This is a genomic window from Massilia sp. BAP21, assembly GCF_057801335.1.
The window spans coordinates 5,152,269-5,173,298 of sequence record NZ_CM173596.1 but is presented as its reverse complement, the minus strand read 5'-3'; the positions used below and the strand labels follow the sequence as shown (position 1 = coordinate 5,173,298).

The 21,030-nt window shown below is 67.6% G+C and carries 21 protein-coding genes; 6 read left to right on the top strand and 15 right to left on the bottom strand.

The features are described 5' to 3' along the window. Positions 1–51: 51 nt before the first annotated feature. The 4 genes from ACWYRN_RS22815 to ACWYRN_RS22800 all read right to left on the bottom strand — a co-directional run bounded on the left by ACWYRN_RS22815 (position 52) and on the right by ACWYRN_RS22800 (position 3,867). Positions 52–900, bottom strand: a complete 849-nt coding sequence (locus tag ACWYRN_RS22815) for an alpha/beta fold hydrolase (RefSeq protein ID WP_488690070.1) — start codon at positions 898–900, stop codon at positions 52–54. A gap of 78 nt (positions 901–978) precedes the next feature. Next, positions 979–1,896, bottom strand: coding sequence for a LysR substrate-binding domain-containing protein (locus ACWYRN_RS22810; protein WP_488690068.1), 918 nt, complete (start codon positions 1,894–1,896; stop codon positions 979–981). A 48-nt stretch (positions 1,897–1,944) separates the two neighbouring features. Next, positions 1,945–2,577, bottom strand: a complete 633-nt coding sequence (locus tag ACWYRN_RS22805; protein ID WP_488690067.1) for an outer membrane beta-barrel protein — start codon at positions 2,575–2,577, stop codon at positions 1,945–1,947. Positions 2,578–2,769: 192 nt separating this feature from the next. After that, positions 2,770–3,867 carry a branched-chain amino acid aminotransferase gene (locus tag ACWYRN_RS22800; protein ID WP_229435848.1) on the bottom strand — a complete coding sequence of 366 codons (1,098 nt, stop codon included), beginning with the start codon at positions 3,865–3,867 and terminating at the stop codon, positions 2,770–2,772. A gap of 173 nt (positions 3,868–4,040) precedes the next feature. Between ACWYRN_RS22800 and ACWYRN_RS22795 the strand changes: the two genes are divergently transcribed. Both ACWYRN_RS22795 and ACWYRN_RS22790 read left to right on the top strand, forming a co-directional pair. After that, complete coding sequence (locus ACWYRN_RS22795) at positions 4,041–4,898, top strand: MaoC/PaaZ C-terminal domain-containing protein (protein WP_488690066.1); 858 nt, start codon at positions 4,041–4,043, stop codon at positions 4,896–4,898. A gap of 66 nt (positions 4,899–4,964) precedes the next feature. Next, entirely contained in the window at positions 4,965–5,441 is a 477-nt protein-coding gene (locus ACWYRN_RS22790; protein WP_229435846.1) for an acyl-CoA thioesterase, read from the top strand. Between the two features lie 26 nt (positions 5,442–5,467). Here the strand turns inward: ACWYRN_RS22790 and ACWYRN_RS22785 are convergent, their stop codons facing one another. Further along, positions 5,468–6,199 (bottom strand): siderophore-interacting protein, encoded by a 732-nt coding sequence (locus ACWYRN_RS22785; protein WP_488690064.1) that lies wholly within the window; start codon positions 6,197–6,199, stop codon positions 5,468–5,470. Between the two features lie 111 nt (positions 6,200–6,310). On the opposite strand from ACWYRN_RS22785, the gene ACWYRN_RS22780 reads away from it, so the two are divergent. Then, the gene (locus ACWYRN_RS22780) at positions 6,311–6,709 is read left to right on the top strand and encodes a MarR family winged helix-turn-helix transcriptional regulator (RefSeq protein WP_488690062.1); all 399 of its coding nucleotides are present in this window, start codon (positions 6,311–6,313) and stop codon (positions 6,707–6,709) included. Positions 6,710–6,933: 224 nt separating this feature from the next. Here the strand turns inward: ACWYRN_RS22780 and ACWYRN_RS22775 are convergent, their stop codons facing one another. Next, on the bottom strand, positions 6,934–8,139 hold the full coding sequence (locus ACWYRN_RS22775) for an MFS transporter (RefSeq protein ID WP_488690060.1): 1,206 nt from the start codon (positions 8,137–8,139) through the stop codon (positions 6,934–6,936). Beyond that, positions 8,136–8,912, bottom strand: coding sequence for a DeoR/GlpR family DNA-binding transcription regulator (locus ACWYRN_RS22770; RefSeq protein ID WP_488690058.1), 777 nt, complete (start codon positions 8,910–8,912; stop codon positions 8,136–8,138). The genes ACWYRN_RS22775 and ACWYRN_RS22770 overlap by 4 nt, the downstream gene beginning before the upstream one ends. A gap of 165 nt (positions 8,913–9,077) precedes the next feature. Between ACWYRN_RS22770 and ACWYRN_RS22765 the strand changes: the two genes are divergently transcribed. After that, complete coding sequence (locus ACWYRN_RS22765; protein WP_488690056.1) at positions 9,078–9,623, top strand: GNAT family N-acetyltransferase; 546 nt, start codon at positions 9,078–9,080, stop codon at positions 9,621–9,623. Between the two features lie 38 nt (positions 9,624–9,661). Here ACWYRN_RS22765 and ACWYRN_RS22760 read toward each other — a convergent pair whose 3' ends face one another. From ACWYRN_RS22760 to ACWYRN_RS22740, 5 genes are all read right to left on the bottom strand, one after another. Beyond that, complete coding sequence (locus ACWYRN_RS22760; protein ID WP_488690054.1) at positions 9,662–10,039, bottom strand: c-type cytochrome; 378 nt, start codon at positions 10,037–10,039, stop codon at positions 9,662–9,664. A 14-nt stretch (positions 10,040–10,053) separates the two neighbouring features. Next, entirely contained in the window at positions 10,054–10,677 is a 624-nt protein-coding gene (locus tag ACWYRN_RS22755) for a TetR/AcrR family transcriptional regulator (protein WP_488690052.1), read from the bottom strand. A 56-nt stretch (positions 10,678–10,733) separates the two neighbouring features. Continuing rightward, positions 10,734–11,231: a hypothetical protein gene (locus ACWYRN_RS22750; protein ID WP_488690050.1), complete on the bottom strand. Its 498-nt coding sequence runs from the start codon at positions 11,229–11,231 to the stop codon at positions 10,734–10,736. A gap of 109 nt (positions 11,232–11,340) precedes the next feature. Beyond that, on the bottom strand, positions 11,341–13,041 hold the full coding sequence (gene leuA / locus ACWYRN_RS22745) for a 2-isopropylmalate synthase (protein ID WP_488692871.1): 1,701 nt from the start codon (positions 13,039–13,041) through the stop codon (positions 11,341–11,343). A 410-nt stretch (positions 13,042–13,451) separates the two neighbouring features. Next, positions 13,452–13,826: a hypothetical protein gene (locus tag ACWYRN_RS22740; protein WP_488690048.1), complete on the bottom strand. Its 375-nt coding sequence runs from the start codon at positions 13,824–13,826 to the stop codon at positions 13,452–13,454. 187 nt (positions 13,827–14,013) lie between these two features. On the opposite strand from ACWYRN_RS22740, the gene ACWYRN_RS22735 reads away from it, so the two are divergent. After that, complete coding sequence (locus tag ACWYRN_RS22735) at positions 14,014–14,547, top strand: GNAT family N-acetyltransferase (RefSeq protein WP_488690046.1); 534 nt, start codon at positions 14,014–14,016, stop codon at positions 14,545–14,547. Between the two features lie 97 nt (positions 14,548–14,644). Then, positions 14,645–15,775, top strand: coding sequence for a branched-chain amino acid ABC transporter substrate-binding protein (locus ACWYRN_RS22730; protein WP_488690044.1), 1,131 nt, complete (start codon positions 14,645–14,647; stop codon positions 15,773–15,775). A 351-nt stretch (positions 15,776–16,126) separates the two neighbouring features. Here ACWYRN_RS22730 and ACWYRN_RS22725 read toward each other — a convergent pair whose 3' ends face one another. From ACWYRN_RS22725 to ACWYRN_RS22715, 3 genes are all read right to left on the bottom strand, one after another. Continuing rightward, positions 16,127–17,827 carry a tannase/feruloyl esterase family alpha/beta hydrolase gene (locus tag ACWYRN_RS22725; protein WP_488690042.1) on the bottom strand — a complete coding sequence of 567 codons (1,701 nt, stop codon included), beginning with the start codon at positions 17,825–17,827 and terminating at the stop codon, positions 16,127–16,129. A gap of 121 nt (positions 17,828–17,948) precedes the next feature. Beyond that, positions 17,949–19,115, bottom strand: a complete 1,167-nt coding sequence (locus ACWYRN_RS22720) for an ABC transporter substrate-binding protein (RefSeq protein WP_488690040.1) — start codon at positions 19,113–19,115, stop codon at positions 17,949–17,951. Between the two features lie 25 nt (positions 19,116–19,140). Then, the gene (locus tag ACWYRN_RS22715) at positions 19,141–21,018 is read right to left on the bottom strand and encodes a feruloyl-CoA synthase (protein WP_488690038.1); all 1,878 of its coding nucleotides are present in this window, start codon (positions 21,016–21,018) and stop codon (positions 19,141–19,143) included. Positions 21,019–21,030 lie beyond the last annotated feature (12 nt).

Genomic DNA, 21,030 nt, shown 5'->3' with positions numbered 1-21,030 from the left:
CGGCGCGCCGGCACCGGCAATCGTGGCTGGCGCGGTTTTCATCGTCCGCGGTCAGGAGCGCAGGAAGTCGAGCAAATCGGCGTTGATGCGCTCCTTGTGCGTGGTCGGAATGCCGTGCGGCGCGCCTTCGTAGACGACCAGCCGCGCCTGCGGCAGCAGTTCCACCGAGCGCCGGGCGCTGGCGACGATCGGCACGATCTGGTCGTCGTCGCCGTGCAGCAGCAGGGTCGGGATCGTCATCTTCGCCAGGTCGGCCGTGAAGTCGGTTTCCGAGAACTGGGCGATGCAGGCGTGGGCGCTGCGGATGCTGCATTGCATGCCCTGCAGCCAGAAGGTGTCGATCACGCCCTGCGAGGGCGTCGCGCCCGGCCGGTTGTAGCCGTAGAACGGCAAGGCCAGGTCCTTGAAGTATTGCGAGCGGTCGGCGAGCACGCCGGCGCGGATGGCGTCGAACACCTCCATCGGCAAGCCCTCGGGGTTGCTGTCGGTGCGCAGCATCTGCGGCGGCACCGCGCTGATCAAGACTGCCTTGGCCACGCGCGCCGTGCCGTGGCGGCCGATGTAGCGCGTGACTTCGCCGCCGCCGGTGGAGTGGCCGACCAGCACCGCGCCGCGCAGGTCGAGCGCATCGAGCAGGGTGGCCAGGTCGTCGGCATAGGTGTCCATGTGGTTCCCTTCCCAGGGCTTGCCTGAGAAGCCGTGGCCGCGGCGGTCGTGGGCGATGACCCGATAGCCGCGCTCGGCCAGGAACAGCATCTGGTCTTCCCAGGCGTCGCCCTGCAGCGGCCAGCCGTGGGAAAAGACCACGGGCGTTCCCTGGCCCCAGTCCTTGTAGTAGATGGCGGTGCCGTCGCGGGTGGTGACGGTGTTGCCGGAGACAGTGCTCGTGCTGGTGGTCATGGCGTCCTCGCAGGATCGTTAGCTCATGCGATTGGACCCGGCGCGCCGCGAAACGTTCGGCGCTTCTTTATCGTGCGCTCAACGCGGCCCGCGTTGCAGCATGGCCGTCACGGTGGCGCCGTCGCGCATGCGCGCCTTCCACCAGGCCAGCGCCGCGCCTTCCTCGCCGGTGCGCCAGGCCAGGTGCAGGGTTTCGTCCGGCTTCGGTTCGTCCACCGTCTTGATTACCAGGCGGCCCTCGGCCACGTCCTCGCGCACCCAGGGTTCGGGCAGGAAGCCGAAGCCGAGGCCGGCGCGCTGGTAGTCGTACTTGGTCTGCATGTCGGGCACGGCCAGGGTGTCCTGGCCGAACAGCAGGCCGACCGTGCGCGCCTGCAGCTGGCGCGCCGAATCCGATACCGACACCGCGCGGCAGGCAGCAAGATCGGCCTTCGACAGCGTCCGGTCGATGCCGGCCAATGGATGCCCGGGCGCCACCACGAAGGCAAACGACACGGTGGCCAGCGGCATCGCGCTGTAGCCGCCGCCCGAAGGTCCGCTGCCGGCCGCGCCCACCAGCAGGTCGGCACGGCGGTCGAGCAGGGCTTCCCAGGTGCCGGACAGGGCTTCCTTCAGCAGGCGCAGGCGGGTCTGGTCGGCCACTTCGTAGAAGGCCTGGACGTCGGGCATCAGCGCGCACGGGTCGAGCATCGAGTCGATGGCGATCGTGAATTCGGTTTCCCAGCCCGATGCCACGCGCCGCACGCGCCGCTCCAGGTCGCCCGCCGCCTTGAGCAGGTAGCGGCCTTCCTTCAGCAGTTCCTCGCCGGCCTCGGTGAGCGCCACGCGCGGGCCGAAGCGCTCGAACAGCTGCACGCCCAGGTCTTCCTCGAGCTTGGCGACGGTGTAGGAAATCGTCGACGGGACGCGGAACAGCTCCTTGGCGGCGGCCGCAAAGGAGCCGCGCCGGGCGATGGTGTCGACGGTGAGCAGGGCGTCGAGGCTGAGTTTCAACATGCTTGGATGATAGCGAAAGGTGGCGAGAGTGCCGGCCGCCTCGCTACTTTAAAAATAGAAGTTGGCGAAGATGCCGGCGTGGTCGCCCTTGACCTTGCCGCCGTAGGTTTTTTCCTTGAACTCGTCGTTCACGTAGCGCAGCTTGACGCCGATTTGCGGCGTGAACAGGTATTCGAGTTCGACCACGGCACCCGTGCTGTCCTTGAATTCGTAGTCGCCGATGTCGCTGGCGCCGCTGCTGCGGAATTCGGTGCCGGTCACCCAGCGCAGGCCGCCGCCGACGCGCACCTTGTCGTTCACGTGGTAGTAGCCGAGCAGCTCGACGGGAATGCGCTGGAAGCGCGTGTCGCCGTTGCGGGCGCTGGCGTTGTCGACGTGGTAGCCGACCGTGCCCTGGACCGAGAATTCGGGGCTGATGCGGTAGTCGAGGCCGGCCAGCAGGGCGACCGTGCCGCCGCCGCGGATGTTGATGTCGAAGCCGTCCTCGTAATACACGGTGGCCAGCTTGTCGCCGCCGTGGGTGAGGCCGGCGCCGAGCACGAAGCGCAGCGGCCTGGCGCCGACGGGTTCGTACTGGACAACGGGGGCTGCCGGTGCCAGTGCCGGTTCGGTGGTGGTCTGGGCCTGTGCCGCGTTCAGCGCAGCCAGGGAGAGTGCAAGTGCGAGTGCGATGGTTTTCACGGTGATTTGTCGTTGTTGTCGTCGCGGCACTGCGCGGGCTCGCGCATTTCCGTGCTCAAGTATTGTAAAGATGCAATTGCTTATTTGCAATCTTGACACGATCACCAGGGAGGAGTGTTGCAGCGGCAGGACGCCGCTGCGACGAGACGCGCGGCCAGGCAGGCCGCGCGGGGAGCCGGGGAGTAACCTGGCTTAGAACACGCGCTGCAGCCAGCCGTGCTTGTCTTCGGCGCGGCCGTTCTGGATGTCGAGCAGGGCGGCCTTCAGTTTGGTGGTCACCTCGCCGGCGCCGCCGTTGCCGATGGTCGCCTCGAAACTGCTGCCCTTGACCTTGCCGATCGGGGTCACCACTGCCGCGGTGCCGCAGGCAAAGGCTTCGGTCAGGCGGCCGCTGGCGGCGTCCGCGCGCCACTGGTCGATCGAGTAGGCTTCTTCGCGCACGGTGATGCCCATGTCGCGCGCCAGCGTGATCAGCGAGTCGCGGGTGATGCCCGGCAGGATGGTGCCGGTCAGCGGCGGGGTCTGGATCGAACCGTCTTCGAACACGAAGAACACGTTCATGCCGCCCAGCTCTTCCACGTACTTGCGCTCGACGGCGTCGAGGAAGACGACCTGGTCGCAGCCCTGGCGGATCGCCTCGGCCTGCGCGGCCAGGCTGGCGGCGTAGTTGCCGCCGCACTTGGCGTCACCGGTGCCGCCGGGCGCGGCGCGGATGTAGTTTTCCGAGACCCACAGGGTCACGCCCGCGGCGCCGCCCTTGAAGTAGGCGCCGACCGGCGAGGCGATCACGCAGTACAGGTATTCGTTGGCCGGCTTCACGCCCAGGGCCGCTTCGGTGGCGATCATGAACGGACGCAGGTACAGGGCCGAGCCTTCGGCTTCCGGGATCCAGTCGCGGTCTTCGCTGACAAGGGCGTGCACCGACTCCAGGAACAGCTCGTCCGGCAGCGGTTCCATGGCCAGGCGGCGGGCCGAGTTGGCGAAGCGGCGCGCGTTGGCGTCCGGGCGGAACAGGGCGGCGCCGCCTTGCGGCAGGCGGTAGGCCTTCAGGCCTTCGAAGATTTCCTGCGCATAGTGCAGGACCATGGTCGACGGGTCGAGCGGCAGGTTGGCGCGCGCCACGACCTTGCCGTCATGCCAGCCTTTGCCTTCGGTGTAGCGGATCGTGACCATGTGGTCGCTGAACGCGCGGCCGAAGCCCGGGTTTTGCAGCAGCGCCGAACGCTCCGCCGGCGGCAGGGGAATCAAGCATTTTTCGATCGACAGCGTCGATTGGCCTTCTTTGGTCATACAGTCTCCAGAAACGGCGGGTGGGCGCTCAGTGCTGCCCGGCTGGCCCGCAAAACCACTATTATCGGTCAATTCCCGGTATTTGTTGCAGGCGCCGTTTTGAAAGCGTCAACATTGCCGGAATGGCCGCTTTGGCCTCGTATAATTCGGTTCCGCCCCGCAGGAGTGCCGCCTTGTTCCAGAATCCGCCACCGCAGACACCAGGTGCGCCGCTGCCGCCCGCCGGTGCGGGCCTGCTGTTGCGTGCGTTGTTCAAGCGCGGCGCCCGCACCAACGACCCGCCGCAGCTGCCGCCAACCGTGTTCGCCTGCACCGCCCCGGGTCCGCAGGCGCTGGCGCGCTACAACGCCGCTCTCGGCTTTGCACCGGATGCGCAGCCGGTAAGCGCGCACTACCTGCTGGTGCAGCGCGCCCACCTGGCCAGCATGCTGGCGCCGGCCTTTCCGTTCCGGCTGCCGGGCATGGTCCATGTCGAGAACGCCATCGCCGAGCATGCGCGGGTGGCGCCGGGCACGCCGCTGCGGCTGGCCACGCAGCTTCGGATCGACCCGCCCACGGCATCCGGCGCGCGCTTTTGCGTGCTCGAGACCACGGCCTGGGATGGTCCGACAGCGGTGTTCGGCTGCACCAGCAAGTACCTGGCGCTGGCCGGTCGGCGCGGCGGTGCGCGCAGCGCGCCCGATCCGGCGCCGGCGCTGCCGCTGTTCGCCGGCTGGGACGTGCGGCACGACGCCGGGCGCGCCTATGCGCGCGTGTCGGGCGACTGGAATCCTATCCACCTGGCGCGTCCGGCGGCGCGGCTGTTCGGCCTGCGCGGGCCCATCATCCACGGCATGCATTCGGTGGCCAAGGCGCTGGCCTGCCTGGAAGCGCAGGGCGGGCGTGTACGCGCGGTCGACGTGCGCTTCCGCTCGACCGTGCCGCTGGGGGCGAAGGTGCAGATGCTGCATGCGCCCGGAACCGCCGCCTTTGCGCTGGTATGCGAGGGCCGGCTGGCGGTCGAGGGCGAGGTGGCGTTTACACCGGCCTGAGACGGTTGCGCCAGGGAAAATCCCGCTACAATGTTTTTTTGACCCCCAGTCTCGCAGGCCTACACCATGAACGACCAACACGGACGCCCGATCCACGAACTGACCATGACGGTCCTGATGACGCCGGACATGGCGAACTTTTCCGGCAACGTCCACGGCGGCACCATCCTGAAATTCCTCGACAGCGTGGCCTATGCCTGTGCCAGCCGCTATTCGGGTTCCTATGTGGTGACCCTGTCGGTGGACCAGGTGATGTTCCTGGAACCGATCCACGTGGGCGAACTGGTGACCTTCCTGGCCTCGGTGAACTACACCGGCACCAGCTCGATGGAAGTCGGCATTCGCGTGGTGACGGAAAACATCCAGCAGCGCACCGTGCGCCATGCGAACAGCTGCTACTTCACGATGGTGGCGGTGGACGAGCACCGCAAGCCGCAGGCGGTGCCGAAGCTGGTGCCGGAAGGCGAAGACGCGGTACGGCGCTACCAGAAGGCCGAGGAACGCAAGCGCTCGCGCCAGGCCCTGCACGGCCGCAAGCGCTGAGCGGCAACGCCCGTCGGGACAAACGCTTACTCGAGGTTCTCGTGGTGGTCGGCCACGCCCTGTTTCCAGTAGGCCGAGACGCGCATCGCTTCCTTGGCGATGCCTTTTTCCTCGGCCAGCAGCGCGCGCAGGCGGCGCATGGTGGCCGCTTCGCCGGCGCCCCAGGCGAAACCTTCGCCTGCCGGTGGCGTGAACCCACGCACGCGTTCGATCAGGGCATCCTCGCTGTCGACCCAGTGCACCTCGGCCTGCGCGGCGCTGGTGAACGGCAGCCGGTCGCCCGCGCCGGCAAGCGCGACTACCGTGGCGCGCACGTGGGCCGGCAGCTCTTCCAGGCGGCGGCGCATGGCCGGCAAGGCGGTGCTGTCGCCGGCCAGCAGGTGCCAGTCGAAGTCGGGCGGCACGATCATCGAGCCGCGCGGGCCGCCGATGATAGCCCGGTCGCCGGGCTTAGCATTGCGCGCCCAGTTCGAGGCCGCGCCGTCGCCGTGCAGGGCGAACTCGATGGTCAGTTCGCGCGATTGCGCGTTGAAGCGGCGCGGCGTATAGTCGCGCCGCACCTGGGTGCCGGCGCCGTCGTCGAACATGAACTTCACGTGGTCGTCGAAGGAGAGCGAGACGAAATCGGCCAGGGCCTCGCCCTGGAAGGTGATGCTGGCGAAATGTTCGCCGACCGTTTCGATGCGCGCGACGCTGACCTCGCGCATGCGCAGCTCATGGCGCACACGCTGGACGGTCTTGCGGGATGGCTGTTCCATGATTCTTCCAATTAGTTGATAATGTCACCCATTATGCGAAAACCAGTTGATAAAGTCAACCAAAAACCGTCGGGGACGGTGGGCGACGTATTCGATGCCATCCATTCGATCATGCATCTGTACCGAACGCAGCAGTTCCGCGCCTTCGCCGGCGGCGAGCACGAACTGACGCACATGGAAAGCAAGGTGCTGCGTTTCTTCGCGCGCCAGCCGGGCGCCACGCTGAGCGACCTGGTGGCGCACTCGGGGCGCGACAAGGCGCAACTGACGCGCCTGATCAAGGGCTTGCGCGAGCGCGGGCTGCTCGACGCCAGCGCGGACGAGGCGGACCGGCGCAGCACGCGGCTGCACCTGAGCGAGACGGGGGCGGCGCTGCACGGGCAGCTGCACCACGTTGGCGCGGCGCTGTCGGGCGTGGCGCTGGATGGAATCAGCGAGGCGGAGCGCGAGCAGCTGTATGCATTGCTACAGCGGGTGCGGGCGAACCTGGCGGGGGAAGGGGAGGCGTAGCGGTCTTCGTTGGCGCTTGCGTAGATGCAGGCGGTGAGACAGCGTGGACTCGGGAGTCCACCCTACGAACCTGCTTGGAATGCGATGGGGCATGGTGGGTTCAAGAACCCACCGGCACGGAACGCCTGCAGGCGGGTAGGGTGGGCTCTCGAGCCCACGCGGTATGGAACAGCTGCCGGTCGAAACGATGAACCCGCCGCCAAGGTCTGCCAACCGGCATCGCACTAATCCTGCACCACCCCGCCATCCGCTTGCGCCCCCACCGGATTCGCCCCCGCACCCCGCACGATATTCGCACTCGCCGCAATCACCACCCCCGCCAGCGCCAGCGACCCGACCCCCACCGCCAGCCCCGCATGCGCGGCGATCCACCCGATCACCGGCGGCCCCAGCAGCAGCCCGCTGTATCCAACCGTGGCCGCCGTCGCCAGCCCGACGCCCGGCGCCATGCCCGGCGTACGCGCCGCCGCCGTAAAGATCACCGGTACCACGTTCGCCGCCCCCAGCCCGACCAGCCCGAAGCCCAGCGCCGCGGCCACGTAATGGTCGGTGCCGACCGCCAGCAGCACGCCGGCCGCCATCGCCAGCCCGCCCGCCACCATCACGCCGCGCGCGCCAAAGCGCAGCACCAGGCCGTCGCCGGCGAAGCGGCAGGCCGCCATCGCGATCGAGAACAGCGAAAAGCCCAGCGCCGCCCCGGCCGCCGAGGCGCCGGTCCGTTCCCTGAGCACCAGCGCGCTCCAGTCGACCAGCGCGCCTTCCACCGCCATGCACAGCAGGGCCAGCAGGCCGAGATACAGTGCCGGGCCGCGCGGCAGGCCCAGGCCGGGGCCGTGCTCGCCCGGCACCGGCGCCACGTGCAGCGTCGCGCTCACCGTCAGCATCACCACAACCAGCATCGCCGCCGCCAGCATGCGCACGCCGTCGCCGTCGCCGAGGCCGAACTTCAGCATCAGGCCGCCGAGGGCCGCACCGAACAGGCCGCCCAGGCTGAAAAAGCCGTGGAACGACGACATGGTCGGCACGCCGCGCGCCTTTTCGACTTCGGTCGCATTCGCGTTCATGGCAACGTCGAGCGTGCCGTTGGCGGCGCCGAACAGGAAAGCGAAGACGAATAAAAAGGCCGGCGACGAGGCGCCGACCAGGGCCGCCAGCATCATCGGGAACAGCAGCGCCGAACCCAGCGTCGGGCGCCGGCTGCCATGGCGCGCGATGAGTGCACCGCACAGCGGCATCGCCGTCATCGCGCCGGCGGCAATGGTCAGCAGCAGCAGGCCGAGGGTGGCGGTGTCGAATCCGGCGCGCGCCTGCACCGTGGGCACGTGCACCGCCCAGGCGCCGATCCCGGCGCCGTTCAGCAGGAAGATGGTGGAGATGGCGCGGCGCGCGCGGCGCACGACTTCCGGTGACTGGCTGGTTTCAGGCATCATGCAACCTTGTTGGCGAGGAGGATATCGGGACCATCGGCGGCCTCGCGCAGGCGTGCCAGCACCTCGGGCGGCGCATCCGCCTCGAGCACCAGGTGACCGAGTTCGGCGAGCGCGGCGACGGCAAACGGCGCGGTGTCGAGCAGGCGTTCGTTGAGCACGGCGGCGGCGCGGCGCCCGGATGCCGCCAGCATCGCGCGCTTGAACAGGGCTTCTTCCGGATCTGCGGCGTACAGGCCTTTCTGCGCATGGACCGCGCACACGCCGACGATGCACAGATCGGCATGGATGCGCCCGACCTCGGCCACGGCCTGGGCGCCGAGGGCGGCGCCGCAGGCGGGCGAGTACACGCCGCCGATCAGCACGATGCGCGTGCGCTGGAACCCGCGCAAGGCCAGCGCCACCTGCGGGCTGTTGGTGACGATGGCCGCGGCGCAGCCGTCATCGAGCTGGTTGGCGAGCGCCAGGTTGGTCGAGCCGGCGTCGATCAGCACGGTGTCGGTCGGCTGGACCAGGCTGCGCAGGGCCAGGCCGAGGGCCGCCTTGCGCGGCCCGTCGCGTTCGGCGCGCTGCTGCAGCGGCGCTTCGCCCGCGCTGCGGCGCAGGGCGCCACCGTGCACGCGGCGCAGCAGGCCGGCGTTGTCGAGGTCGCGCAGGTCGCGCCGCACCGTGTCTTCCGAGGCGCCCAGGCGGGTGGCCAGCTCGGCGGCCAGGACCTTGCCCTCGCGCTCGACGGCGTCGAGGATCAGCCGGCGCCGTTCTTCGGGTAGTTGCATTATTGCTCCAGGAATTTGCCTCGATACTAACGGCTCTTGCATGAATCGGCAAGTAAACGCAGTTTCCAGCATTCGTGGGTGCGGATTCGTGCAGCGCGCCACGCGCTTGGCCTGGTCCCGGGCTCAGGCTTACGATCCCGGCCATCCCCCCATACAAGGACAACAGTGGACATCCTGCGTACCTCCCGGCTCGCCTTGCGCACCTGGCGCGAGGACGATATCGACGCCTTTGTGCGGGTCACCGCCGACCCTGCGGTCCACGCCTTCCTGCCCGGCCCCTGGACGCGTGAGAAGACCACCGCGCTCGCCGCTGCCCAGAACGCCCAGTACGAACGCCACGGCACCTGCTACTTTGCCGCGACGCTGGCCGAGACCGGCGCGCTGCTGGGCTTCGTGGGACTGAAATACCAGGACTTCGACCGGCCGTTCGCGCCATGCTTCGAGCTGGGCTGGTGCCTGGGGAAGGATTATTGGGGGCAGGGCTACGCGGCCGAAGGCGCGCGCGCCTGCATGGCGCATGGCTTCGACACGCTGGGACTGGCGGAAATCGTCTCGTTCACCGTGCCCGCGAACCTGCGCTCGCGCGCCGTGATGGAGCGCCTTGGCATGCGCCGCGATCCCGCCGACGACTTTGTCCATCCGGCGCTGCCGCCCGAACATCCGTTGTCGCAGCATGTGCTGTACCGCATCGCACGGGCGGGTCCGGACTGAGAAGCAGGGGGGCGGCCGCGCGCAGGCAGCGGCAGGTTTCAGCGCTGCGGCGCCGGCTGCTGGCTGCGCAGCCAGGCCAGCAGGTCGCCCACCTGCTTCTGGTTGCTCATGCCCCAGAAGCGCATCTTGGTGCCGGGGACCAGGTCGTCCGGGTCGTCGAGGAAGGCGGCCAGGGTCTTGTCGTTCCAGACGATGCTGGAGCGCTTCATGGCGGGCGAATAGCTGTAGCCGGTGCCGCTGCCGGCGCGCCGCCCGAACAGGCCATTGAGCTGCGGGCCAAAGCCGTTGCTGGCCGACGGACCCACGGCGTGGCAGGAGGCGCAGCGCACGTTGAACAGGCGCTGGCCGTTGGCCAGGTCGGCGGCGCCGGCGCCCAGGTGCAGGCCGAGCAGGGCAATGAGGCAGAGTGTTTTCATCGGTGAGGCAGGATTCAGGTGGGGGCGGCCCCGGTTTTGCTGGCGCCATACGCGGCGAGGAAGACGCCCACGGCGCGCTCGGCGCTCGCCTCCAGCTGTTCCGGCCCGAGCGCCTCGATGGCCTGGAACAGCAGGCGCTCGCCCCACTCGGCATCGAACAGGGCCTTCAGGTGGCGCGCCGCCAGTTCGCTGCCGGCCTCGATCAGTTCGCCGTCGTCCATGGCCCCGTGCAGCAGGGCGGCCAGGGCGGCGATCACGCGGCCGGGGCCGAGATCGTAGCACTGGTTGCCGAGGCTGGAGCGCGCCGCTTCGGCCAGCACCAGGCGGCGCGTGGCCAGCGTCTCGGGCGCGCAGGCAAAGGCGAGATAGCGCCGGCCCACGTGTTCGAGCGCGGCGCGGATGCCTGCGGGGCTGTCCGCCAGCGCCGCGTGCACCGCCGCGTATTCGGCCTCGGCGGCGTCCAGGGCAATCGCCACCAGCAACTCTTCCTTCGACTTGAAGTAGGCATACACCGTCGCCTTCGAATAACCGACGCGGTTGCAGATGTCGGACATCGAGGCGCGGTCGAAGCCGGCCTCGTGGAACACTTCGGTGGCCGTGCGCAGGATGGCCGTGCGCCGGGCTTCGCTTTTCGTCATGGGCTCGTGTAGGGAATGGCCGGCGCCGCCGGCAGGGGCTGCGTTACTGGACGCGGTTACTGGACCCGGCGCACGCGCGCCGTGCTGTTCTGGCCTTCCACCTGGAAGAAGAAGGCGCCGCCGAACAGGCCGCGCTTGATGCGGACCTTCGGGTTATGCATGGGCGGCAGCACGGCCTGGCTGCCGTCGGTGATGCGCCACACCTGGCCGTTGGCGAGCTTGATGGTGGTGTTGCCGCTCCAGCCGTCGAAGTCGCCGGCGATGCTGCTTTCGATCTGGTCGGGTTCGGCTTCCTTGGCCTTGCGTTCGATGCCGAACTGCTGTTCCGGCGCCTGGGCGGCGCGAACCGGGGCGACTGCGGCGGCGGTGGCGGCGGCTGCGCTTGCGGCGGCCGGCGCGGCGCCGATCGGCATCGCGTCGTAGCAGGCCAGGCGCTGGGCGGTATCAGGCAGGGTGCGGCATTTCAGGACGGCGGCATCGTCGGCCAGGGCGGCGCCGGATGCGAGGGACAGGGACAAAACCAGATGCGCGTGCAGGAGCGAAGCTTTCTTCATGGGCCTTCCGTTAAGTGGACACGCCGCGCCAGGTGCACGGCTGAGTCCAATTATAGCCACATGCAGGCGCCGGCGGGCATTGCGCCGCCGGCTTGCTCGCGCCGTGGCCTCAGGCCGCGATGGCGCTGTGCGCCGCGCCCCCTGCCGCGCCTTGCGCCGCCATGTGGCGGTTCACCGCCGACAGCACGGCGTGGAAGGAAGCGGTGACGATGTTGCTGTCGATGCCGGCGCCGAACAGGGTCGGGCCGTTCCCGACGCGCAGCTCGACATAGCAGGCCGCGCGCGCATTCGCGCCGGAGCCGATCGAATGCTCGTGGTAGTCCATCAGGCGGATGTCCAGGCCGAGCGCATTCACGAAGGCGTCGATCGGGCCGTTGCCGACGCCGCGGCGCACCGACTGCACGCGCTCCTGCTGCGCCGTCACCTCGATCTGCACCGGCTGCTCGCCCGTGCTGTCTTCGGTCATGCGGTGCGACACGTAGCGCCACGGCGTCTGCTGTTCCAGGTATTCGCGTCCGAACAGGGCGTGGATGTCGCCCGCGGCGATTTCGCGGCCGCTGCTGTCGGCCAACTGCTGCACCACGCGCGAGAATTCGATCTGCAGGCGGCGCGGCAATTGCAGGCCGTATTCCTGTTCGAGCAGGTAAGCCATGCCGCCCTTGCCCGACTGGCTGTTTACGCGGATCACGGCGTCGTAGCTGCGGCCCAGGTCGGCCGGGTCGATCGGCAGATACGGCACTTCCCAGATGGCGTCGGCCTTTTGCTGGGCGAAGCCCTTCTTGATCGCGTCCTGGTGCGAGCCCGAGAAGGCGGTGAAGACCAGGTCGCCGGCATACGGGTGGCGCGGGTGCACCGGCAGCTGGTTGCATTCCTCGACCAGCTGGCGCACGGCGTCGATGTCGGAGAAGTCCAGGCCCGGATGCACGCCTTGCGTGTACAGGTTCATGGCAAGGGTGACCAGGTCGACGTTGCCGGTGCGTTCGCCGTTCCCGAACAAACAGCCCTCGACACGGTCGGCGCCGGCCATCACGGCCAGTTCGGCCGCCGCCACGGCGGTGCCGCGGTCGTTGTGCGGGTGGACGCTGATGACCAGCGACTCGCGGTTGTTCAGGTTGCGGCACATCCATTCGATCTGGTCGGCGTACACGTTCGGCGTGCTGGCCTCCACCGTGGACGGCAGGTTGACGATCATCTTGTTCTCGGGCGTCGGCTGCCAGACGGCGCTCACCGCATCCGTGATCTGCTTCGAGAAATCGAGCTCGGTGGTGGAGAAGGATTCCGGCGAATACTCCAGGCCCCACTGCGTTTGCGGGTGCTGGGCGACGAGCTCCTTGATCAGGCGGGTGCCGTTCACGGCGATCTGCACGATCTCCTCGCGTTCCATGCCGAACACCACGCGGCGGAACACCGGCGCCACCGAATTGTAGATGTGGACGATGGCGCGCTTGGCGCCGACGGCCGAGTCCACGGTGCGGCGAATCAGCTCGTCGCGCGCCTGGGTCAGGACGATGATGGTGACGTCGTCGGGAATGTGGCCGTCCTCGACCAGCATGCGCACGAAATCGAAGTCGGTCTGCGAAGCAGACGGGAAGCCGACTTCGATTTCCTTCAGGCCGATCTGGACCAGGGTCTGGAAGAAGCGCAGTTTCTTGTCGACGCTCATCGGCTCGATGAGGGCCTGGTTACCGTCGCGCAGGTCGGTGCTCATCCAGATCGGCGGCTGGGTGATGGTCTTGCCCGGCCACTGGCGGTTTTCCAATGGGACGGCGGCGAAGGGGCGGTATTTGGCGGATGGATTGGTCAACATGATCGTACTCCTGCTTGTGCTGTGAATGCGTGCCTGGAAGGCGTCGATGTGGCGGAGGCTGCCGGACGGGCCACGAGTCGCTAGGCCCGGCAACCGATCGGTAGTTGTAGCAGCAGACGGAACACAGCGCGTGCGCCGGCTGGCAGGGTCTTACCCTGGCGGATGATGAATGACGAGGAATTCTGAGGGACTGGCATCGTACAACTTCCTGTAACTACTTTTGGGGTTCCGGCGACGGTGGCCGGACTCGAACGCGACGGTCAGGCGCGTAGTAGTAGCGACGCTGGCGATAGCGCGCCGGCGAGCGGTAGGACAGTTAGCAGATGCAATTGGGTAGACATTGATATGACTGTAGGCCGAATATAGTTCGGTGTCAACCCTCGATTTTGAACAGGTGTTGCGCGAACGTGAATCTAGGACTGCGGCGGCTGGGTCAGGAAGATCCACGCAACCGTGATCACGACCATGCCGGTGGCCGTCACGCAGCTCCAGGTAAAGAACCAGGCTGATAGCAACGTGGCCTGCAGTGCGCGTTCCAGCACGAAGCCAAGCACGAAGTCGAAGGCGGTGAGGAAGGACCAGCGCCGCAGGTAGACCGGCAGGTATTTGCTCATGCGCCGGTTGTGCTGGAACGCGGCATGGCGCTCGATGGCCGTGCGCGCGCCGCCGACGTCCTTGAACAGCCAGTCGAAGAAGATGAAACGGTAGAGCAGGGTGCAAAACGGCAGCTCATCGGCCTGCTGTGCGGTCGTGGGCGGCGTGCGCTGTGGTTCCGGCGTGGTCGTCATGGTCGGCTTTCGTCCAGGGCGGGCAAACGAAACACCAGTATGCCGGAAGCGGGGCAGGCGCTGCCCGGCGGTGTCAAACCGTGCGGAAACAAAATTCTGCGTGGCAACGCTGCGTTGCAAGCAAGTCACGGCTGGGCAAATGCGGGTCGGGGCGCTAGGATGGCGGTTTTGTCCGGCTCGACCCTGCATGACCCCGCACGACTCCACAACCACGCTCCAATCACCCGTCCTCCTGCGCACCATTCGCGACACCGATCTCGACGCCGCGCTGCGCGTGCAGGCCGCATGCTATCCACCGTCGATGCAGGAGGCGGCGGATGTCGTGCTCGCGCGTATCTGCGCGGCCGGCGACACTTCCTTCGTGGCCGAATGCGAAGGCGAGGTCTGCGCCTATGTGTTCGCCTACCGCAGCAGGCGCGGCGCGGTGACGCCGCTGGATGCCGGCTTCGATGTCGCCGAGGACGGCGATACCCTGTACATCCACGACCTGTCGGTATCGCCCGCCGCCGCGGGGCGCGGCCTGGCGCGCTTGCTGGTGGAGCAGTTGCAGGCACTGGCGCGCGTACGAGGGCTGACCAACTGCGCGCTGGTCTCGGTGCAGTCCTCGCAAACTTTCTGGGAGCGCCTGGGCTTTCGCGCAGCCGACTGCGCCGGCGAGGAGGCGCGCGTGGCCCTGGCGACCTACCCGCCGGTGGCGCTCTACATGTGCAGCGAAGCGTAGGCCTGCTGCGCGGGAAGTGCGCATCCTTGCTATAGTTCTTCCTTTCGCGCGCGGCGTACCCGAGGTACGCGCGCAGTCAACATCATTTGAGGAAGTAATGAAGAAGCACACGATCATCGCCGCCGCCATCCTGTCCGTCGCCGGAACCGCAACGGCCCAGGAAGTGGTCAAAATCGGCCACTCGGCCGCCGTCACCGGCCCCGTCTCCTACTTCGGCAAGGACACCGAAAACGGCGCCCGCATGGCGATCGAGGCCCTGAACGCGCGCGGCGTGACCATCGGCGGCAAGAAAGTGCGCTTCGAGCTGGTGGCCGAGGACGATGGCGGCGATCCGAAGCAGGCCACCAACGTGGCCCAGAAGCTGGTCGACGGCCGCGTGAACGGCGTGGTCGGCCACGAGACCTCGGGCACCACGATTCCCGCTTCGAAGATCTACAACCAGGCCGGCATCCCGCAGATTTCGCCGTCGAGTACCAGCCCGGTCTACACCAAGCAGGGTTTCAACACCGCCTTCCGCGTGGTGGCCAACGACGTGCAGCTGGGCCAGGCGCTGGGGCACTACGCCGTGCAGAAGATGAACGCGCGCCGCGTCGCCGTGATCGACGACCGCACCGCCTATGGCCAGGGCCTGGTGACCGAGTTCTCGAAAGGCCTGCGCGACCAGGGCGCCACCGTCGTCGCGCGCGAATTCACGCACGACAAGGCAAGCGACTTCAATGCGATTCTCACCAAGATTCGCGCCGCGAAGCCGGACCTGGTCTTCTTCGGCGGCATGAGCGCCGTGGCCGGCCCGATGCTGCGCCAGATGAAGCAGCTCGGCATGAACGTCAAGATGATGGGCGGCGACGGCATCTGCTCGGACGAGATCCATAAACTGTCGGGCGGCGTGATGGCCGACGGCCAGGTGTTCTGCGCCGAAGCGGGCGGGGTGGACGCGGCCGGCAAGGCCGGCATGGACAAGTTCCGCACCGACTACAAGAAGCGCTTCGGCATCGACGTCCAGATCAACGCGCCGTATGCCTACGACGCCGTGATGACGATGGCCGAGGCCATGGTCAAGGCCGGCTCCAGCGCGCCGGCCAGGTACCTGCCGGTGCTGGCCAAGATCGAAACGAAGGGCGTGACCGGCCCGATCGCCTTCGATGCGCGCGGCGACATCCGCGACGGCACGATCACCCTGTACACCTTCAAGGGCGGCCGCCGCACCGTCCTCGCCGTCACCAAATAAGGCAGGGCGGGTTCCCGAACCCACCACGTCGACATCGAGTAGGGTGGGTTCTCGAACCCACCATCACGCGACGCCGCGAACCCCCGCCGGTAGGGTGGGCTCTCGAGCCCACGCCGTCTCACCTTATGCCTATCCGCGACGGTCGCCGCGGCGCTCGCGCCACCAGTAGAGCGCCCTCATCAAACCCCAGGCCTCATCCGCCACCCGGCAGAGTCGCCCCTCGCACCCCAGCAGTAACAAGCCAAGAAAAGAATCAACCGCCACGAGCATCACATCACAATTAAAAATGTAACTAACCAACGAATAAAACACACCAAACCTGTAACTCAACCGTCCCTGACTACAACCAGACTAACAACTCTCAAACAAGCCACCAGGAAGAGGGGGCGGAGCCCACCCAAAAAACAAACCGAGCGCACGGGCAATCCTCCGCCCGCGCGCCCGCTCACCCGCATTCCCCGCGCCGCGCGCACTGGCCAGCACGCTGTCCGGCGCCTGTCCCTTTTCGACCCAGTTCACCAGCGGCGTGAGCATGTCGAACTGGTCCAGCGCCGGCCCGCCCGAGCAGTGGTTCATCCCCGGCACCCGGAAGAAGCGCGCGAAGTTCGACGCATCGCCGCTGTTCGCCGTGCGCAGCGCGTCGTACCACGCGGTGGTGTCGTCGCTCGAGAAAATCGGGTCGCTGGTGCCGTGGTAGACCAGCATCTTGGCGCCACGGTTCTTCAGCCTGGCCAGGTTGGCGCCGTCGGGCGGCGTCATGAAGCTCGTGCCGGATTCGGTGTAGGTGGCATTCGTCGCATTCACCCGCGCCAGCAGGCTTGCGAGATTCACGCTCGACACGAACTCGCGCCCGTTGAAGGTGGCCGGGTCTTCCGGCGGCACTGCCCAGATGAACGCCGCCGCGCCCGAGTCGCGGTCGATCGGCGCGCCGAACTTCCAGCTCGCCCAGCCGTTCGTCCCGAATCCTGCATCGTACGGGAAGCCGGTGTAGATCGTGGCGCCGCTCTCCGTCCTGGCGCCGGCAAACAGCGCCGCGATCCCGGTCTTTTGCGCGCTGCTCAGGCAAGTGCCGTCGCGCGTGCCGGCGCAGGTCGGCACGTCGCGCTCCAGGTTGAAGGCGGCCTGGCAGGCGCCGGTATCCTGGATCAGTCTATCGGCCGCGCCATCGAGCGCATCGCACCTGGCCAGCACCGCATTCGACACCAGCGTACGCTCGGCCTGGGTAAATCCCGTCGTCAGGTCGCCGGGCGTGGCCGCCAGCGCGGCATAGGTCTTGGCGCCGGCGATGTTGGCCAGCGCCGCCAGCGGCAGCCGATACCCCGGGTTGCCGGCCAGGTAGCCGTCGTACTGCTCGGCGTAGCGCGCCGCCGCCACCATGGTATGGCGCCCGCCGTTCGAACAGCCGCCAATGTACGAGCGGTCCGGCGCCTTGCCATACGCGACCGCGATCAGGCTCTTGGCCATCGGCGTCAGCTTGCCGACGGCCTGGTAACCGTAGTCGAGGCGCGCCTGCGGGTCGATGCCGAAGAAGGGCGTCGGCGCGCCATGCCCGGCGTCGGAACTGAGCACGGCAAAGCCCTGGTTCAAGGCGTTGTCGAGCGGCCCGCCGCCGCCCACCGGGCCGGTTGCCGTGACCACGCTGCCATCGACGCCGCCGTTGGCCTGGTAGAAGAAGCGGCCGTTCCAGTCGCGCGGCAGGCGCATCTCGAAGCCGACGGCGTAGCTCTTGCCGTCCACGGGGCTGACGCGGCGGAACATCTGGCCCAGCACCTGGCAGTGTGCGGCGACCGGCTTGCCGGCGATGACCAGCGTGCCGGCGGCGATCTCGTTGGCGGCGGTGATCGTGGTATCGGCGATGTTGACGCGCGTTGCCAGCTCGGCGCAGGCGCCCAGCGTGGCGCCGACGGCGGGGCTCAACTGCGGCAGCTGGGCCACCGGCGGCGGAGCGGGAACGTCGGGCGGATCGTCGTGGTCGTTGCTGCCGCAGCCGGCAAGGCCGAGCAGGGCGAGGGTGGCGAGGCTGGCGAGATGGGTGGTGTGGATGATCTTCATGCGCGTTGTCTCCTGTCGTGAAACCGAATGGATTTGCAAGACGTCGGGACGAACAGGCCCGCGCAACCCATCGAATGGGCTGCGGCAGGCCTGCACTGCGGGGAAAGGGACTGACTTGGGCTTAGTCGGGCATCACGTCCTTGAGCGTGCCGATCGGCTGGTTCACCAGCTTGCCATTGACTTTCTTGACTTCGCGGATGTACATGTTCTGCACGATGTCGCGGGTTTTCGGGTCGATGGAGATCGGCCCGCGCGGGCTGTTCCACTTCATGCCCGACAGGGTCTTGACGGCGGCGTCGCCGGTGACCTTGCCATTGAGCCGGCGCACGGTCTCGTAGATCATGCCCATGGTGTCGTAGGCGGCCACCGTAACGAAAGTCGGCGCCGGACGGTTGGGATTGGCCTCGGCGTACGCCTTGAGGAAGGTTTTATTCGCTTCGTTGTCCAGCGCCGTCGAATAGTTCAGCACGGTGACCGCGCCCAGCGCGCGCTCGCCCAGCGCTTCCAGGGTCGGCGAATCGCTGGTCATGTCGCCCACGCCCAGGAACTTGATGCCGGCGTTGTCCAGGCCCTTGTCGGAGAAGGCTTTCAGCAGGCCGGCGCCGTCTTCCGCGCCGGGGGCGAAGAAGAACAGGGCGTCCGGCTTCTGGTCCTTCACGCGCTGGACAAAAGGCGAATAGTCGGGGTTCGCCAGCGGCACGCGCGAGGAGCCGACGATCTTGCCGCCGCCTTCCTGCAAGCCCTTGGCGAACTTCAGTTCGGCGTCGTGGCCGGTGCTGTAGTCGGTGACCAGCGAGTACACGTTGCTGATCTTGTTCTTCGCGGTCCAGGCGCCGAAGGGTTCGGTCATCTGCTGCATCGTCATCGAGGTGCGCAGCATGTAGGGCGACTTGGCCGTGATGCCGGTGGTGACCGCGTTCATGACGATCATCGGGGTCTTGCCCTGGGTCGCCACCGGCGCCACCGCCAGCGCGCTCGGCGTCAGCGAAAAGCCGATCAGGAAGTTCACCTTCTCGCGCCCGATCAGCTCCTGCGCGGCGCGCTTGGACAGCTCGACGTTACTGCCGCCGTCGTCGCGGTAGATGATCTGCACCTTCTTGCCGGCCACCGTGTCGCCGTGCTGCTTCATGTAGGTCTTGATACCGTCTTCAAAAGGCTTGCCGATGTTGACGAAGGGGCCGGTCAGGGCGGCGATGACGCCGATCTTGATGGTGTCGTCCTGGGCGTATGCGCTGCCGCCCGCGAAAGAGAATGCCAATCCGATGCAAGCCAGGGTCTTCAGTTTCATGTCGTCTCCAGTTTGTTGTAGGTATTTATGCTGCAACTATCGTGGTCGAATCCGTCCCGTCGTACAGCGCCTCGACCAGTGCCGCGCGCCGGTTCAGCACCGCTGCCTGGTTGATCGATCCCTTGTCGGTCAGCTCGCGGTGATCGATCGACGGCGCCTCGGCCAGCAGCAGCAGGCGCTCGATGCGCATCGAGGAACCGCTGGCGCCGACGTTCAGCTTGTCGAGCAGCGCTTTGAAGTGTTGTCGTACCGCTGCGCTGGCCAGCACGTCCTCGGCCGACGAACCAGCGGGCAGGCCAGCGAGCTCGCAGCAGTGGTCCAGGCGCGGGAACACCATCAGGCCGATGCTGCTGCGGTTGATGCCGGTAACCACCGCGTCCTGCACGTAGGGCGCGCCCTGGCTGATCACGCGTGCCCGCAGCGGGCCGACGCTGACAAAGGTGCCCGAGCTGAGCTTGAAGTCTTCGGCGATGCGGCCGTCGAACATGAAGCCCAGCGCCGGCTGCGCGGGATCGAAGAAGCGCAGGGCGTCGCCGGTGCAGTAGTAGCCGTCCGCGTCGAAAGCCTCGGCGGTGAGGTGCGGCGCGCGCCAGTAGCCGGGCGTCACGTGCGGACCGTGGAAGCGCGCTTCGAGCTTGTCGCCGATCGGTACCAGCTTTACCTTGCATCCCGGCGCCGGCACGCCGACGTAACCAGCCTTCACGATCGGCCCGGTGCCGAAGGTGCAGGACGGCGAGGTCTCGGTCATCCCGAGGCCGGTCATGATGCGGATGGTCTCGCCGGCGCGCTGCAGGGCCACGCGGTCGAGATGGTCCCAGCAAGCCTGCGACAGCCCGGCGCCGGCGCAGAAGAACAGCTTCACGCGCGAGAAGAAGTTGGCGGCCAGTTCGTCATCGGTTTCCAGCACCTCGGCCAGCATCTCCCAGCCGGCCGGGATGTTGAAGTAGACGGTCGGTGCGATCTCGCGCAAGTTGCGCAGCGTGCCCTCGAACTCGCTGCGGGTGGCGCGGCCGTCGTCGATGTAGAGCGTGCCGCCGTTGTACAGCACGATGCCGACGTTGTGGCTGCCGCCGAAGGTATGGTTCCAGGGCAGCCAGTCAAGCAGGGTTGGCGGGTCCATGCCCAGGAAGGGGAAGGTCTGCAGCAGCATCTGCTGGTTACTGCAGAGCATACCGTGGGTGGTGATCACGGCCTTCGGCTTCTTGGTCGAGCCCGAGGTAAACAGGAACTTGGCGATGGTTTGCGGGCCGACTTGCGCGTTGCGGGCGTCGATGCCGGTCGGCTCGGTAGCGAGCAGCGAAGCAAAGCTTGTCGCCGTGCGCCCGCTTACCGCGCCATCGGCCAGGATCAGTTCCACCCCATCCGGCAGCACGGCGTCGATGGCGCGCGCATAGGCGATGCCGTCACTCGCATAGATGGCGCCGGGCGTGAGCTGCTCGATCAGGTCGCGCAGCTTGGCCGGGTCGGTCGCCACCAGCGAATAGGCCGGCGACAGCGGAGAGTAGGGCACGCCGGCATACATCGCGCCCAGCGCCAGCTGGAAGTGTTCGAGGTCGTTCCCCGACAGGATCACCAGCGGGCGCTCTGCCGAGAGATCGCGGTCGAGCAGCGCCTGGCCGATGCGGCGCGCGCTGTCCAGCACCTGGGCATACGACAGGCGTATCCATTCGCCGTCCGGCCCGCGGCGCGCCACCAGGGTGCGTTCGGGGTGCGCGCGCGCGCCGTCGACCAGGCGGTCGGTAAAGCGCTGCGGCACGGGTTGCAGCGGCGTGACGGCATCCACGTGCCAGGTGCCATCCACCTGATACGCTGCGACCTCGGGATGCCCGAGCTCGACGTGCCGCCTTTTCGTGGTTTGACCCACCTCGCTGCTGCCGCCTTCCACAATCGATGATAGTGTCATGGCGGCCTCCGC

Coding starts and splice junctions, on each gene's coding strand:
- ACWYRN_RS22815 (WP_488690070.1), bottom strand. CDS start 900: ATGACCACCAGCACGAGCACTGTCTCCGGCAACACCGTCACCACCCGC.
- ACWYRN_RS22810 (WP_488690068.1), bottom strand. CDS start 1,896: ATGTTGAAACTCAGCCTCGACGCCCTGCTCACCGTCGACACCATCGCC.
- ACWYRN_RS22800 (WP_229435848.1), bottom strand. CDS start 3,867: ATGACCAAAGAAGGCCAATCGACGCTGTCGATCGAAAAATGCTTGATT.
- ACWYRN_RS22790 (WP_229435846.1), top strand. CDS start 4,965: ATGAACGACCAACACGGACGCCCGATCCACGAACTGACCATGACGGTC.
- ACWYRN_RS22785 (WP_488690064.1), bottom strand. CDS start 6,199: ATGGAACAGCCATCCCGCAAGACCGTCCAGCGTGTGCGCCATGAGCTG.
- ACWYRN_RS22780 (WP_488690062.1), top strand. CDS start 6,311: ATGCATCTGTACCGAACGCAGCAGTTCCGCGCCTTCGCCGGCGGCGAG.
- ACWYRN_RS22775 (WP_488690060.1), bottom strand. CDS start 8,139: ATGATGCCTGAAACCAGCCAGTCACCGGAAGTCGTGCGCCGCGCGCGC.
- ACWYRN_RS22770 (WP_488690058.1), bottom strand. CDS start 8,912: ATGCAACTACCCGAAGAACGGCGCCGGCTGATCCTCGACGCCGTCGAG.
- ACWYRN_RS22760 (WP_488690054.1), bottom strand. CDS start 10,039: ATGAAAACACTCTGCCTCATTGCCCTGCTCGGCCTGCACCTGGGCGCC.
- ACWYRN_RS22755 (WP_488690052.1), bottom strand. CDS start 10,677: ATGACGAAAAGCGAAGCCCGGCGCACGGCCATCCTGCGCACGGCCACC.
- ACWYRN_RS22750 (WP_488690050.1), bottom strand. CDS start 11,231: ATGAAGAAAGCTTCGCTCCTGCACGCGCATCTGGTTTTGTCCCTGTCC.
- ACWYRN_RS22740 (WP_488690048.1), bottom strand. CDS start 13,826: ATGACGACCACGCCGGAACCACAGCGCACGCCGCCCACGACCGCACAG.
- ACWYRN_RS22735 (WP_488690046.1), top strand. CDS start 14,014: ATGACCCCGCACGACTCCACAACCACGCTCCAATCACCCGTCCTCCTG.
- ACWYRN_RS22730 (WP_488690044.1), top strand. CDS start 14,645: ATGAAGAAGCACACGATCATCGCCGCCGCCATCCTGTCCGTCGCCGGA.
- ACWYRN_RS22725 (WP_488690042.1), bottom strand. CDS start 17,827: ATGAAGATCATCCACACCACCCATCTCGCCAGCCTCGCCACCCTCGCC.
- ACWYRN_RS22720 (WP_488690040.1), bottom strand. CDS start 19,115: ATGAAACTGAAGACCCTGGCTTGCATCGGATTGGCATTCTCTTTCGCG.
- ACWYRN_RS22715 (WP_488690038.1), bottom strand. CDS start 21,018: ATGACACTATCATCGATTGTGGAAGGCGGCAGCAGCGAGGTGGGTCAA.